This window comes from Cytobacillus sp. FSL R5-0569 (assembly GCF_038007265.1).
GTDB classification, from domain to species: Bacteria; Bacillota; Bacilli; order Bacillales; family Cytobacillaceae; genus Cytobacillus; species Cytobacillus kochii.
Window position 1 is genome coordinate 807,246 of record NZ_JBBOWW010000001.1, and the last position, 15,106, is coordinate 822,351.

Consider the following 15,106-nt stretch of genomic DNA (forward strand, 5'->3'; position numbering starts at 1 on the left):
GTGATTGTATTAAATCGTGTATCAAAGAGTTATGGAGACAGAAAGGTTTTACAGGATGTCCAATTTCAGCTTCAATCGAATGAGTTCGCATTTTTAAAAGGGAAATCTGGATCTGGAAAAAGTACGTTAATTAAATTACTTTACAGAGAAATAGAGAGAGATAGTGGAGACATTCTGATTGATGGGCAAGAGATTGGACAAATGAAGAAATATGAATTAAGGAGAAAAATGGGTGTGGTTTTCCAATCCTTTGAATTATTAGAGCGAAAGACAGTGTTAGAAAATGTCATGCTCGCAGGAAAGATTTTAGGAAAACCACAAAAGGAGATAGAAAACGAAGCGGTTCGTCTTCTAACAAGAGTAGGACTGGTAGACCATCTCCACCATTTTCCGAAGCAATTATCAGGAGGGCAGCAACAACGCACAGCTGTTGCTCGTGCCTTATTGAATAAACCAAAGCTCATTCTAGCTGATGAACCAACTGGTAATCTTGACAGAGAAACTTCTCTCGAAATATTAACCTTGTTAAAAGAGCTACATGAAGAAGAAGGTGTATCGATGTTGGTCATCACTCACTCTGAACAACTGATTCAACAAATGAATGAGAAGTCATGGGTGATTGAGGGAGGTAAGGTTTATGAGCTTTGAATCATTCCGCTATATATGGGACGATGTCCAATCTGGACTGAAGCGCAATAAAGGTGCATCGCTTGCATCTATTATTCTTATCTTTGTAGCTGTCACTTTAATCGGTGGTCTGCTTTTAATGAGGCTTGCTCTTGAAGATACTATCACTTATGTGGAGTCGCAAATCTCAATGAAGGTGTACGTGGAGAAAGGGTATGATACCGAACAACTATCTTCTGTGCTTGTAGAGAATGATTTTATTCAATCTGTCGGAGTAGAAACAGGCGATGAAGTGTTAGCTGGTCTCTCACATTTTTTTATGAATAGAGAGCATTTGTTGGATTCCTTTACCAATGGGGCGATGAATGATGCTATTAAAGTCCATGTGACAGATGCAAGTCTAATAGAGGAAGTGGCTCGGTCTTTAGATGGTATGCAGGGCATTGCAGAGGTCATCTATCCACAAGAGATGGCTCAGACACTGTACGAGTGGATTAAGAAAGTTGAAACATATGGTAGTATCATTGCTATCATACTTTTAATCATTGCTTGTATGGTTGCCTACATTGCCTTTCATCTAGCATTATATCAAAGAGAAAAAGAAATTCGTGTAAAGCTATTAGTAGGAGCGAATCCTGCTCATGTTAGATTACAATTCTTAATTGAAGGGTTTTTATTAGGGTTAGTGGGTGGTATCTTGAGCCTTTTCTCTACCTTTGCTCTATTTGAACTTGTCCTACATCCAATTGAACAAGCAGTGCCTTTTTTAATACAGTTAGATAGCTCTAATCGGATCATCGTCTTTAGTTTGCAATGTATTGTAAGTATAGTGATTGGCATTGGGGCAAGTTTTCTTGCAACAAGAAAGTTGATTCGTGATGTTTAAAAAAGTCATACTCACTATTATGCTTGTTATGGGACTCGCACTTCCTGTTTATGCTCACCTGACAGGCGCTTTTGCTGACTTTCTTGCCATTGTCTATGATGAATCAACGATTGATAAGCTAAAGGATGAGATGAAGGCAACAGAGAAGGAAATTGCAGCACTAGAGCCACAGGTAGAATCACTAGAAACAGCATTTAAGCAAGATCAAGGACTAGCCGTTGATCAGCTGCAATTTTATAGTGATGTTGGTCTAGATACATGGCTAGCTATGACTGAAAATGGTGAAGATATAGTTGATATCCAAGGGAATTATTGGCTGATAGAGCAGCAGATTGATGCGTATTTAGAGGAATTAAATACACTCTATCTGTCGTTTAAGCAACTAGAGGCAGCAAAGAATGCGTTAGAAGGACATCAAGAGTTGTTAGGGATGATTGAGAAAAATATCCAAGCTAGAGCGACCTATTTAGCGGAAAATGAAGGGTTAGGATTAGAACAGATCGCTAACTATTTAGATATTGATTGGACGGCTGAAATAGAGGATCATATTATTGCCGGTATTGAGCGCGATAATAAGCGAATTAATGAGGAGTTGACTCATTGGGTAGTGGCTCAACCTGATGGTACGTATCGATTGTCAGGAGAATGGTTAAATACTGAAAGTGATTTATCCTATTATTTTCGGGCGGATCATGTGTATATGGTTTACGAGCGTCCAGAGGGACATGTTATTTTAATCGGGCAAGTCTTACAGAATAAGGATGGACAATCCGCAAGCTTGATATTAGAAGAAGGCTTTTATAATGGATTTTTCTTACCGAAAGAGTTATTAGAAGAATTGATTCCATTTACCTTATCCTATGAAACTTTAAAAAACTTAGATGGCGTGGAACAACCATATCTTACACAAAAAGATGGTTATCTACAATTACAAACCAAATAAGGAGAGAAAAGAGATGTGGAAGAAAATCGTCAGTATATGTGCGGTGTTATTTATACTGATAACGTCACAAGCTCATGCACATGTGATGAATGCTGATAATGCTTATAATGATTTAAATTATACAGAGGCAAAAGGTGAGATATTGTTTATTACCGCTTTAGGGATTACGAATAGTCAAGATGAAACTGCCACTTTCAGACCAAATGACAGTTTGACGATGGAAGAATTGGCTGAGTTTGTCGCAGCATATTACCACCTTGAAGGGGAAAATACGGCCCAACAAGTAGTGGAAAAAGGATGGATCTCTTCACTCAAGGGGAACGCGACATTTGCTGATGTAAATGAAGCTTTCTTTGCAGGTGAACTGGCAATTGAAAATGGTTCTGAGAGCTTAACAAGAGAAGCATTTGCTATGTTTATTAGTGAACACGGAAGTTCGCTAATAGAGGAGGCTGGCTTTACAGAAGGGCCAGTTGGTCAAGTTGAAGCTGTCGAACAAAAAGAGATAAGTGTTGATGGGAAAGGTACTCACCAATATCATATTCAAATAGGTGATGAAACAATCATACTTGCTGCTCACCCATATGTAGATGCACCATCTGTTGATCCTACTGTTTGGGAAGGAATGTATGTGACAACTTCATTACTAATGGAAGACCCTCATGATAACGGTGAAGAGGTGGCACAGTTCTTATCTATATCTGAAGAGCAGCCTGTACAAGAACAAGTAGTTGAGGAAGAAACATCTTCTATTGATGAAGAGAGTAAGAAAGAAAAAGCTGAAGTAGTGGAAGAAGAGAAAGGTAATCATTATGCTAATTGGTTGTTTATCGGCTTAGTTGCTGTTGTCGTTCTTATCGTTGTCGGTTTGTATATGAAAAAAAGGAAATAGTTAGAGAGGGATTATAACCGTAACAAGAAACTGATTAAACGTTTCTGTTACGGTTTTTTATTTGTTTAGAGGTGGTGATAAATTAGTGATATTTGAAGAATTTAAAAGATATTAAGTCGTTCTTATCATTTGTTCACACAAGTTAAAGAGTTGGGTATTTAAGATATACGCATTATTCAAAGTGAAGAAAGAGATTGAAAGCCGAGTAGAAGAAAGTTGTTGCATGTCACTCAGAAGAAAAAATTCAAACGAGAGCGAAGCAAAAGAGGAGAGCGAGTCACTCAGATGAGGAAACCAAAACGAGAGCGAAGGAAAAGGCGATAGCGGGTCACTCAGATGAGCAAACCGAAATGAGAGCGAAGCAAAAGGGGAGAGCGAGTCACTCAAATGAGCCAACCCAAACGAGAGCGAAGCAAAAGGGGAGAGCGAGTCACTCAGAAGAGCAAACCGAAACGAGAGCGTAGTAAAAGGCGATAGCGAGTCACTCAGATGAGCAAACCAAAATGAGAGGGAAGCAAAAGGAGAGAGCGAGTCACTCAGAAGAGCAAACCGAAATGAGAGCGCAGCAAAAGGAGATAGCGAGTCACTCAAATGAGCAAACCCAAACGAGAGCGAAGCAAAAGGGGAGAGCGAGTCACTCAGAAGAGCAACCCGAAATGAGAGGGAAGCAAAAGGAGAGAGCGAGTCACTCAAATGAGCAAACCAAAATGAGAGGGAAGCAAAAGGAGATAGCGAGTCACTCAGAAGAGCAAACCGAAACGAGAGCGAAGCAAAAGGAGATAGCGAGTCACTCAAATGAGCAAACCCAAACGAGAGCGTAGCAAAAGGCAATAGCGAGTCACTCAGATGAGCAAACCCAAACGAGAGAGAAGCAAAAGGGGATAGCGAGTCACTCAGAAGAGCAAACCGAAACGAGAGCGAAGCAAAAGGAGATAGCGAGTCACTCAAATGAGCAAACCCAAACGAGAGCGCAGCAAAAGGCGATAGCGAGGCGAGTCACTCAGAAGAGCAAACCAAAATGAGAGCGAAGCAAAAGGCAATAGCGAGTCACTCAAATGAGCAAACCAAAATGAGAGCGCAGCAAAAGGGGAGAGCGAGTCACTCAAATGAGCAAACCGAAATGAGAGCGCAGCAAAAGGAGATAGCGAGTCACTCAGATGAGCAAACCAAAATGAGAGCAAAGCAAAAGGCGATAGCGAGTCACTCAGATGAGCAAACCAAAATGAGAGCAAAGCAAAAGGAGATAGCGAGTCACTCAGAAGAGCAAACCGAAATGAGAGCAAAGCAAAAGGCAATAGCGAGTCACTCAAATGAGCAAACCAAAATGAGAGCGAAGCAAAAGGAGAGAGCAAGTCATACACAAATCCGAAAACAGAAAAGAAAGCGTTGCAAATGTAGTTTGCGCGTGACCCTGGTTCAAAAAATCATTCCCTTCAGCCACACAAGTAATTACACTTATTGCTGCAATTAGTCTTCTGTTTAGGCCTCTCCTCTGCAATTTAACTCCAATTTTTTTGTGATTGAACAATTAAAGCCACCAAAAAACATGTATCTTCCAACTGAATATTAATTTAAGTTTATAGGAATAAGCTAGCCAATTAAACAAATAATACCAATATCTTATGGAAGATAGAGAGGGTGGATAAATGAAGTTTTCTCGCCTTCAACTTGCTTTTGTCATTATTTTATTTATAGGCATATCTAATCATGTGCTCATTTTACCCCATTTGTTGGGTTTGGCTAAACGAGATGCTTGGTTAAGCGTTTTAATCGCCTACGGTATTATGTTTGTTTGGATATTTTTATATAAGATCATCTTATCTAAAAATCAAGCTGGCGAACATACCTTCCTTTGGATGAAAAAAAGAGTTGGGACATTTCTTTCCTATAGTATTATGAGTTTGTTTCTCTTGTATTTTAGTGTTGCTGGTATTGTTTCATTTTTTGATTTGATCCAATCAGTGCATATTTTTTTCCTACCATTTACACCTATATGGATTGTCGCCCTACCCTTTATTTTGTTATGTGTGTGGGCAGCCAGTTCAGGCATCAAAACGATCATCTATACTTCGACCATTCTCTTGCCTATTGTATGGGGATTAGGTATGTTTGTCGCGATTGCCACATTAGAGGAAAAAGATTATTCCTATCTTTTGCCGTTATTTGCTGATAAAGACGCTTCTGTTATTGAAGGTGTAATCATCGTGCTAGGTGGGAGTGTGGATTTACTTATCTTCTTTATCATTCATCACTATTTTGAAAAGAAGATACCATACTGGTATTTAATGTTGTTATTAACTGTTTTAACGATGCTTATTATGGGACCAACCATTGGTTCATTAACATCATTTGGTCCAAGTATGGCTGCTAATATGCGGTTTCCTGCATTTGAACAATGGAGACTTGTATCAATTGGGGATTTAATATCTCATGTGGATGCTTTAGCTGTGTTTCAATTATTAAGTGGTGTAACCATCAGAGTCTCACTTTGTTTATTTCTTATTCCGGAAATAATCCATATTCAAAAAAAGTGGTGGAAGGTTATTCTCATAACTTTAACAGCTCTTATCTTATATGGCATCGTTTCCTTACAGACGAGCGATATTCTTGTTTTTCATATCATTAAACATTATTTTTACAAGGTTGCCCTATGTTTTGGGGTGGTTATGACCATTATTTTATTGTTCGTCAGCTATCTTCCTAGCCGAAAGGGTGAAAAAGAGTATGACCGTGGAAAGTCAATATAAACAATTAGATAAACTTTTAGATACCGGAAAGCTAAACAGTCGGCATTTAGAGGAATTATTTAATCAGACATCAGATATCCATTTGGTTACACAACAAAATGTCCTCACCTTATACGCTGATGGAATGATTAGTAGAGAACAATATAACCGTTATGTACATGCGATTGTGACTTATTTCAATGAAGGATACCGCTCAAAAGAAATGGCATCACAATGGCCAACATTTTTAAAAATTCATCAAACAAAGGATATGGTGAGTCATTTACTAGGTGGTTATGTCATCTTCTATGTAAACGGAGGCAGGAATTATTTTGCTATCGATATCGCTCAAATTCCACATCGCTCACCTGAAGATTCACAAACGGAGGTTGCCTTAAAAGGTGCAAGGGACGGATTTACGGAAGAATTACATACAAATATGGCTCTGATTAGAAAAAGAATTAAAACAGAAAAGTTAAAGAGTGAAGTCTTTCAAATTGGAAGTGAAACAGAAACAAAAACAGTACTTGTCTATTTAGAGGGCAAGGCTAAGCAAAATGTGATTGATGAAGCGAGAAAAAGATTAGAAAAAGTTGATGTAGAAAGCCTTATTAGTGCGGGGCAACTTGAACAATGGATATCAGATAAGACATTTTCGCTCTTTCCTCTTTTAGATTATATAACGAGGCCGGATTTTGCAGCGCAATGTTTACTTAGAGGTCGATTTGTTATCATTGTTGAAGGGTCACCTACGGTATTAATAGGGCCGATGAACCTATTAGGAATAATCAAATCTCCTGAAGATGTTCACTTTCCTTATTATATTGTTGCCTTTCAAAGATTGCTTCGAGTCGTTTGTTTATTTATTGCTATATTCGTGCCGTCTTTCTTCCTTGCTATCTCGAATATTAATATTGACCAACTACCTTATCCTTTAATTGCAACCATCGTCATTTCGCGCCATGGATTACCCTTTTCCTTACCATTAGAATCGTTTCTCATTCTCCTTCTTTTTGAATTACTAAAAGAAGCGGGAGTTCGGATGCCGACTGCCTTAGGGCAAACGATTTCTATTGTAGGGGGTATAATTATTGGAGATGCGGCAATTAGAGCAGGGCTTGCTTCTCCAACATTGCTTGTTGTTTTCGCTGTGGCGGCAGTCGCCACTTTTACATTAGTAAATCAATCGCTTACTGGTACTGTAACGATCCTCCGATTATATACGATGCTTTTCTCTACTTTTTTAGGCGTTTATGGATTTGCCTTAAGCTTCATCAGTATTGTTGTTTACTTAACAAGACTTGAATCGTTTAAAGTGTCTTATTTAGAGCCGATAACATCTCTGAATTTTGGTGAGTTTTTGTCCGCTTTCATGGTCAATCCTTTTCGCAGAAGAAAGAATGAAAACTGGATTGCAAGTATAAGGAGAAAGAGCAAATGAAAAAGCTCTTCCTTTCGTTATTATGTCTCCTTCTCCTAGTGACATGTGCATCCTGTAAGTCTGACATGAAAGAAATACAGAATTTGAATTTTGCAACTGCCTTAGGTGTAGACTTTAAAGATGGGAAATACCAATTATATATACAACTTGTTGGACTTGATTCTGTCGCAAAAACCGAGGGTGAAACAAGCTATGCTCAAACATATATTTCTATATCTTCTGGAGAAACCTTATTAGATGCGTATTTTGAATTATATAAATCTGAACAGGAAGTTATTATATTTTCGCATATTTCAACAATAGTTGTCAGTGAAGCGATTTTAAATCATGGTCTTGACCATGTGTTGGACGAGTTGACGAGATATTATGAATATAGGCAAACGCCTTGGATATTTGCTACCAAAGATCCAATCGATAAGGTGTTGTCCACACTAGGTTTATTTAAACAGTCTTCTCTAGAAACCTTATTACATCATCCGGATCGTTCAAGTAAACAAAGTACAATGGTAAGACCGATCAAGCTTTATCAATTCTTTAGAGAAATATTTGAACCTGGGAAAACGACTTATTTACCTGGTATCACAATCACAGAGAGCCAATGGAGAAGTAACGAAAAGAAAGAGCCTAAATTGACTTATAGTGGCGCCTTTTTTATTAAAGATATTAAATATATAGGTTTTTTTAATTTAGATACAATTAAAGGCATAAGGTGGGTATCCAAGGGTACAGAAAGGTCTTCATTGAAAGTGCCTGATGGGGGAAATCAGGAAACGATTATTGTTATTGATAATATCAAGACGAAGAAGAAACTTGTAGATAGTAAAGAGGGCAAATATCAATTTGAAGTACAACTAGAAGTAAAAGCGAGTCTTGGGAATAAGGTAAATGACCAGACATATAACCAGTTACTTAGAGAAACAAAAGAAAACTTGTCAAAGGAAATTAAAGATCTATTCCAATTAGGGGTAGAGGAAGGCATAGACTTTCTTGACCTGGGTCATATTCTCTATCGTAATGACTTTAAAAGCTGGGAAAAGGACAAGGAAAATTACTTAGCTAAAAGTGAGGTAGAAGTAAGAGCAGATGTAACGATTCAACATGCAAGTGCATTTAAAAACAAACGGTTTGAAGAACTGAAAGAAAGAGGGAAGACAGACTAAGAACCTGGTTGAAACTTAAGTAGATTGGCTCCCCTATAAGTAGACAGAGATTATAAAGATGTTACTTATAAGGGAGTTTTATCAATATCTATTCGTACATGTTTAGTGTACGAATTTGTAGTTGTCGCCCATCCTTTTTTTCAATGGACATTTTATTGATATACTTTACTGTCAATCAATTGCAATTGGTGTTGCTGAATAATCTGCGCCAATTGGTCGCTATAGATTTTTTCGCCTTGTTCATTTTCAATTGTACTGTATCCAGCGTCTTGTAATGCTACTGCTTGCTCCATATAAGTTGTGCCATTGAATAGCCCATTTTTTTTGTAGCGATCGTGAGTGGCTAAGAACTCTCCGTGATCTTTTACGGAATCCTCCATTTGATCATATACCCTAAAAGCATCCTCAATTGTTTCATCATAGTACTCTTTCGTCTCTAGGTTTACTGATTCTCCGTCCCAATTATGGCTCTTGATGCCAAAGTAGTTATTATATTCGGATGAGAGGGTTGATCTACCCCAATCGGATTCAAGTATGGCTTGAGCAATCGTAATTGATGGCAGGATACGATAGGTTTCATAGTTTTCTATTGCAATTGCTTCAATATCATTGATAAAGTTTCGTTGCATTTTTTTTAGGTTATTATTGTCTGCTGCTTCAATTTGATCTGTTAATTGATTATAGTAATTTTTCACTTCTTCTTTTTCTTCTTGGCTGTACTCATTTTCGGTTAATACTCTATCAATCTCTTTTATTTTAAAATCATCATTTTCTTCGGTAATAAATTGATTTGTCAGTTGTTTTATTTCCTCATTACTTATTTCTTCAATGCCATACTTCACTTCTGCCATAGCTGAAACATATCGCCAATCAACTTGAGCCTTCCCACGACTCGTTTCGTCAACAACTGCTTGAACTTGTCCTGTTTGGTCAATGGAGATACTTTTTTCTTTATTCATAGCGATAAAGTAGATGCCCACTATAAACAAAACGAGTGTAAATAAAATCCACTTGCTCTTTTTCATTCGAATGTCCCCTTATTCCATATTACTTTCTACTAATATAACTTGAATCATGTTCATTCTTCCAGTGACACCTCTTTATAAGAGTAATAAACTAAATTTTCTGCCATTATAGATAAACATGAAAGGTTATCCTAGTCTGCCGATAAAAATAACAGGACAAAAGATGTGGTTATTTATTTTTGATAGGTCATTAATCACGCATTTTAGATAAAAAGGGGAATATTTATGGGCAAGTTATTCGATCGAAAGGGGAAGGAAAACTCATTCCTAAACCGCTTAACATCCACTATTCAATTTCAAATATTGCTGCCGTTCTTAGCGCTAATTATCATTGCAGTCATGACGGTAAGTTATGTTAGTTATTATTTTAGTATTAAAAATACGACAACGATCCTCAACCAAAAAGTAGAAGAACAATTAACGAGTTTAAATGATACTTTTGAGATGTTCTTTACTCAGAAACATCAAATCATGACTCGAATGACGATGAATGAGGACATCATTCCCTCAGAAGGTGACAATGACGAGGTATTAGCCTATTTCCGCGAAACACAAGAAACAACAGACTCTGTTATCAACCTTTATTCAGCTAGTGAGAGTACGGGTGAAGTGGTGATTTATCCTGAAGCTGATTTAGGGAATGATTTCCTTGCAAAGCAAAGAGATTGGTATAAGGAGGCAGTTAATGCAAAAGGTGATCCCGTATGGACAGCACCATACAAAGATGGTAGTACAGGGGAAACGATTATAACGATTTCTGAAGCCGTTTACCAAAATGATCAATTAGTAGGTGTTGTTGGGGCTGATGTACTTGTTGACACATTAATTGAGATGGTCAATAAAATGGACGTAGGTGACACAGGATATGGCATGATTGTCGATCCTTTTGGTAAATATGTTGCTCATCCTGATTCAGCACTTATTGGACAAGCCGCTTCATTAGATTTGTCCACAGACTCTAATGAACAATCACTTGGAAGTATTGAGTTAGAGGAGGAAATTGTTCATTATATTGAGAATCCTACAACCGGATGGACTATAGGCGGTATAGTCAAAACGAGGGATTTAGAAAAACAAGGGGAAGCAATCGTATTACCTAATTTAATTACTATTGGTGTGGTTTTATTGTTAGCAATTGTTACTTCGTACTTCATTACCCGAGCTTTAACAAAGCCGATGCATGATGTAGTAGGCAGAATGAAAAGTATGGCAGATGGAGATTTTACTCATGAACCACTTCCTATTAAACATAAAAATGAGATTGGTCACCTTGTAATAGCAACGAATGAGATGAATCAACAAATAAAAACGCTTCTCGTTGATGTTCAAGATGTATCTCACACAGTAACAGCCAAAAGTGAGGAATTGAAATTAATTTCTGAAGAAGTAAAAGCAGGTACTTCACAGATTGCTACAACAATGGAGGAGCTTGCGTATGGTTCAGAAGCACAAGCGAAAAGTGCGAGTGACATTTCTTCCTTTATGAATGATTTTGTTGTAAAGATTGATGAGACCAATGCGAATGGTGAATGGATTCAAGAAAAGACAAAAGATGTTTTTGTTATGACGGAAAAAGGCACGTTAAATATGCAACAATCAACGAAACAAATGGAGACAATTCATGACATTGTCAGCCAAACAACAGCAAAAATGAAAACATTGGATCAGCAAACACAAGATATCACAAAGTTGGTTGCTGTGATAAAAGAAGTAGCTGAGCAAACGAATTTACTTGCATTAAATGCTGCTATTGAAGCAGCGAGAGCGGGAGAACATGGTCGTGGGTTTGCCGTTGTTGCAGAAGAAGTTCGTAAACTAGCAGAACAGGTGGCAGCATCTGTCCAAGATATCACATCTATTGTCATGACCATCCAATCTGATTCAAAAGAAGTCGTTGTTTCCTTGCAGACGGGATATACAGAGGTTGAAAAAGGAAAAGAGCAAATGGATGAAACCAATCAAACATTTGATGATATCCGCCTATCACTGCAAGAAATGGGAGAAAGTATTGCTCAAATTGCAGAAAATCTTAACGATATTACAGCAAATAGTCAAGAAATGAACGGTACAATTGAAGAGATCGCCTCTGTGACAGAAGAATCAGCAGCGGGCATTGAAGAAACATCTGCATCGGCAGAAGAAGTAAGCGGTTCGATGGAAAATGTGACTGAAAGTGCACAACACTTAAATAACTTAGCGACAAAGGTTCAATCATTAATTGGTCGCTTTAAACTTTAACATAGAAGAAGAAATCCTGTGAAAGCAGGATTTTTTTCTTTTTTTAACGAATGTTACGGGTTGGTATATAGTGAAGTATTTTAAGGTTTGTTAATAAAAATTTGTAAAAGAATGGTATGCATGATTTTGATCGAGGAGGCTAAAAAAGTAACTGAATATTATCGAAGAATAATGCTGATATAGTATATATTTCTGAATCTGTTTCCCGTGTAGGGAAGACGAGTATTCCGATATTGAAATCAACGTCTTATGGAATAAAGATCATACGGATGATGAACGACTTTACCCAATAAAGGAAAGAGGGGGTAAAGTTCTCGACTTTTTCCCATTTGAAGATGAAGAATGGTCCGAATCGTATATAGTCTCTAACGTAAAATATGAAATAAGTAATTTTCGCACGATAACTTTTCAGCGGATCATCGATGACCTTCTAATCAAGCAAGAAGCAGATATTGAAAAACAAGTATTACTTGCAAGCCTACAAAGTGGTATTCCACTCATTGGTAAAGACATATTTAAAGCTTCAAGAAGACAAATTGATAGATATCCAACAGCACTCACAATAAATTTGATTAAAGAGTATAAAGAAGTAACAAATAGCTGGCATAGTAGATATGGATTACTAGCGCGAAATGATTGGTATATGTTCCAACAAGTTCTTTTTTCAGTTGAAAAGAATATTTTAATATTATTATTTGTATTGAATAAAGAGTTCATTCAACACCCTGGTTTTAAATGGTTAAGGAAATCGGTCAACGCATTGAAAGTTAAACCATCAAATTTTCTCGAGAGGTCAGAGAAAATTCATATAGGGCAATTAACTATGAAAGATTTACAAGAACTTGAAAAAATATTAGTAGAAACATATAGATTAGTAGAAAGAGCGTATCCCGAGATAGATTTAAATGAAGCGAAACAAAAAAGTATGTTAACTTGCCCTACAAACAATAAACAGTCATTATAACTAAATAAATGGATGAATGGAGGAAAGTTCAATGGATTACGATGTGATTGTGGTTGGCGCAGGATTAGCTGGTTTGGTGGCAACGGCAGAAATAGCGGATGGTGGGAAGCGGGTATTACTTTTAGACCAAGAGCCAGAAGCATCCTTAGGTGGCCAAGCATGGTGGTCATTTGGTGGACTGTTTTTAGTCAATTCCCCTGAACAGCGTCGAATGGGAATCCAGGATTCTAAGGAGTTAGCATGGCAGGATTGGCAGGGGACAGCTGGCTTTGATCGGATAGAAGATGAGGACTATTGGGGATTGCAATGGGCTAAAGCTTATGTTGAATTTGCAGCAGGAGAAAAGCGGGCATGGTTACACAAGATGGGGGTTCGTTTTTTTCCAGTAGTCGGTTGGGCAGAGAGGGGGGGACAGTTAGCTGATGGCCCTGGTAACTCTGTACCACGCTTTCATATTGTCTGGGGAACAGGTCCAGGAATCGTTGAGCCATTTGAACGCCGAGTACGGGAACATATGAAAAAAGGCTTGGTCCAATATCAACCGCGTCACCGTGTGGAGCAATTAATAACAGACGGTAGTATGATTGTTGGATTAAGTGGCTCCGTATTAAAGGCTAGCCAAGCGAAACGTGGGGAAGGAAGTAATAGAGAAGTAGTGGGTCGCTTTAAATATGATACAAAACTCGTCTTAGTCGCTAGCGGAGGAATCGGTGCGAACATGGAGCTGATTCGTAAAAATTGGCCAAGTAGACTTGGAGAGCCACCTCAACAGATGATTTCTGGAGTTCCGGCACATGTGGATGGAAGGATGCTTTCGGTTACAGAGGCAGCAGGCGGAAGGATTGTGAACCGTGACCGCATGTGGCATTACACAGAGGGAATTAAGAATTGGCAGCCTGTATGGGAGAACCATGGGATTCGTATTCTTCCTGGACCATCTTCTATTTGGCTTGATGCAAATGGAAAACGTTTTCAAGCGCCTAACTATCCAGGTTTTGATACACTTAGTACACTAGAGGCAATTAAAAAAACAGGCTATGACTATTCTTGGTTTATTCTTTCTCATAAAATAATTGAAAAAGAGTTTGCCTTATCTGGCTCCGAACAAAATCCAGATTTAACGGGTAAAAGCATTAGTAAAGTGATTGGCAGAGCATTAAAACGTGTACCAACGCCTGTAAAAGCATTTATGGATAAAGGGGAAGATTTTGTTATTGCTAGTCAACTAGGTGATCTTGTCACTGCAATGAATAAACTTTCTGGCAATGATTTGCTGCGTGTGGATGAAATTGAGAGACAAATTCAAGCAAGAGACCGTGAGATTGATCATGCTTTTACAAAAGATTTGCAAGTGACAGCTATTAGAGGAGCAAGAAACTATCTGGGGGATAAATTAATACGAGTGGCTAAGCCTCATAAAATTCTTGATCCAAAAAACGGCCCGCTTATTGCCGTTCGTTTAAATCTCTTAAGTAGAAAAACACTAGGTGGTTTGCAAACCGATTTATCAGCAAGGGTGTTAAATGAAAAGGGATCCCCTGTTCACGGCTTATATGCAGCAGGAGAAGTAGCCGGCTTTGGCGGAGGTGGAGTGCATGGCTATCGCTCATTAGAAGGAACGTTTGTTGGTGGCTGTCTTTTTACAGGAAAAGTGGCAGGCCAAGCAATCGTGGCAGCATTAGATAATGAAACGATATGAGGAGCTTATACGATGACATATAGACTGACAAGACTTGCTAATGATGACGCAAAAGAACTGTTCAAATTTGAAAAAGTGAATAAACAATTCTTTGAGAAAAGTGTTCCACCTAGACCTGTAAGTTATGAGATATATGAGCTGTTCCTACAAGTTTTAATAGAATTATTAGAGGAGCAAGCCGAAAATAAATCATTATTCTATCTTATTAGAAATGAAACAGATGAAATTGTCGGTAGAATAAATATTGTAGATATAGACTGGCGAGAGAAAAAGGGTTATCTTGGCTATCGCATAGGTGAGACATACACTGGGAAAGGGATAGCGAGTCATGCATTGCAAATTCTTCTACAGCAAAATAAGAAAATCAATCAATTCTTGGCCAAAACAACGAAAGATAATATTTCTTCTCAAAAAGTATTAGAGAGAAATAACTTTGTCATGCAAGGAGAAGAGGGAAATTTTATTTACTATCAGTGGGATCGGTAGTTGGATACAAGTTACTAGG

The 15,106-nt window shown here is 37.9% G+C and carries 14 protein-coding genes; 13 read left to right on the forward strand and 1 reads right to left on the reverse strand.

The genetic code is table 11. The features are described 5' to 3' along the window. The 9 genes from MKX78_RS04260 to MKX78_RS04300 all read left to right on the forward strand — a co-directional run bounded on the left by MKX78_RS04260 (window position 1) and on the right by MKX78_RS04300 (window position 8,675). A complete protein-coding gene (locus MKX78_RS04260) occupies window positions 1-648 on the forward strand; it encodes a cell division ATP-binding protein FtsE (RefSeq protein ID WP_341049949.1) in 648 nt (215 codons plus the stop codon). Continuing rightward, entirely contained in the window at window positions 638-1,513 is an 876-nt protein-coding gene (locus MKX78_RS04265) for a cell division protein FtsX (RefSeq protein ID WP_341049951.1), read from the forward strand. The genes MKX78_RS04260 and MKX78_RS04265 overlap by 11 nt, the downstream gene beginning before the upstream one ends. After that, window positions 1,506-2,456, forward strand: a complete 951-nt coding sequence (locus tag MKX78_RS04270; protein ID WP_095370498.1) for a hypothetical protein — start codon at window positions 1,506-1,508, stop codon at window positions 2,454-2,456. The genes MKX78_RS04265 and MKX78_RS04270 overlap by 8 nt, the downstream gene beginning before the upstream one ends. A gap of 13 nt (window positions 2,457-2,469) precedes the next feature. Then, window positions 2,470-3,348 carry a hypothetical protein gene (locus MKX78_RS04275; RefSeq protein WP_341049954.1) on the forward strand — a complete coding sequence of 293 codons (879 nt, stop codon included), beginning with the start codon at window positions 2,470-2,472 and terminating at the stop codon, window positions 3,346-3,348. Between the two features lie 503 nt (window positions 3,349-3,851). Then, window positions 3,852-4,169, forward strand: coding sequence for a hypothetical protein (locus MKX78_RS04280; protein ID WP_341049956.1), 318 nt, complete (start codon window positions 3,852-3,854; stop codon window positions 4,167-4,169). Between the two features lie 197 nt (window positions 4,170-4,366). Continuing rightward, window positions 4,367-4,819: a hypothetical protein gene (locus tag MKX78_RS04285; protein WP_341049959.1), complete on the forward strand. Its 453-nt coding sequence runs from the start codon at window positions 4,367-4,369 to the stop codon at window positions 4,817-4,819. 175 nt (window positions 4,820-4,994) lie between these two features. Further along, window positions 4,995-6,095, forward strand: coding sequence for a GerAB/ArcD/ProY family transporter (locus tag MKX78_RS04290; protein WP_322910099.1), 1,101 nt, complete (start codon window positions 4,995-4,997; stop codon window positions 6,093-6,095). Then, on the forward strand, window positions 6,073-7,515 hold the full coding sequence (locus MKX78_RS04295; RefSeq protein ID WP_095370493.1) for a spore germination protein: 1,443 nt from the start codon (window positions 6,073-6,075) through the stop codon (window positions 7,513-7,515). The genes MKX78_RS04290 and MKX78_RS04295 overlap by 23 nt, the downstream gene beginning before the upstream one ends. Beyond that, window positions 7,512-8,675, forward strand: coding sequence for a Ger(x)C family spore germination protein (locus MKX78_RS04300; RefSeq protein WP_322910098.1), 1,164 nt, complete (start codon window positions 7,512-7,514; stop codon window positions 8,673-8,675). Before MKX78_RS04295 ends, MKX78_RS04300 begins: the two co-directional genes overlap by 4 nt. A 152-nt stretch (window positions 8,676-8,827) precedes the next feature. Here MKX78_RS04300 and MKX78_RS04305 read toward each other — a convergent pair whose 3' ends face one another. Continuing rightward, a complete protein-coding gene (locus MKX78_RS04305; RefSeq protein ID WP_224934533.1) occupies window positions 8,828-9,700 on the reverse strand; it encodes a glycoside hydrolase family 73 protein in 873 nt (290 codons plus the stop codon). Between the two features lie 225 nt (window positions 9,701-9,925). On the opposite strand from MKX78_RS04305, the gene MKX78_RS04310 reads away from it, so the two are divergent. The 4 genes from MKX78_RS04310 to MKX78_RS04325 all read left to right on the forward strand — a co-directional run bounded on the left by MKX78_RS04310 (window position 9,926) and on the right by MKX78_RS04325 (window position 15,087). After that, window positions 9,926-11,938 (forward strand): methyl-accepting chemotaxis protein, encoded by a 2,013-nt coding sequence (locus tag MKX78_RS04310; RefSeq protein ID WP_095370489.1) that lies wholly within the window; start codon window positions 9,926-9,928, stop codon window positions 11,936-11,938. Between the two features lie 451 nt (window positions 11,939-12,389). After that, complete coding sequence (locus MKX78_RS04315; RefSeq protein WP_341052709.1) at window positions 12,390-12,902, forward strand: DUF4037 domain-containing protein; 513 nt, start codon at window positions 12,390-12,392, stop codon at window positions 12,900-12,902. A 31-nt stretch (window positions 12,903-12,933) separates the two neighbouring features. Continuing rightward, the gene (locus MKX78_RS04320; protein WP_322910095.1) at window positions 12,934-14,601 is read left to right on the forward strand and encodes an FAD-binding dehydrogenase; all 1,668 of its coding nucleotides are present in this window, start codon (window positions 12,934-12,936) and stop codon (window positions 14,599-14,601) included. Window positions 14,602-14,613: 12 nt separating this feature from the next. Then, window positions 14,614-15,087: a GNAT family N-acetyltransferase gene (locus tag MKX78_RS04325; RefSeq protein ID WP_307314894.1), complete on the forward strand. Its 474-nt coding sequence runs from the start codon at window positions 14,614-14,616 to the stop codon at window positions 15,085-15,087. The last annotated feature ends 19 nt before the right edge of the window (window positions 15,088-15,106 follow it).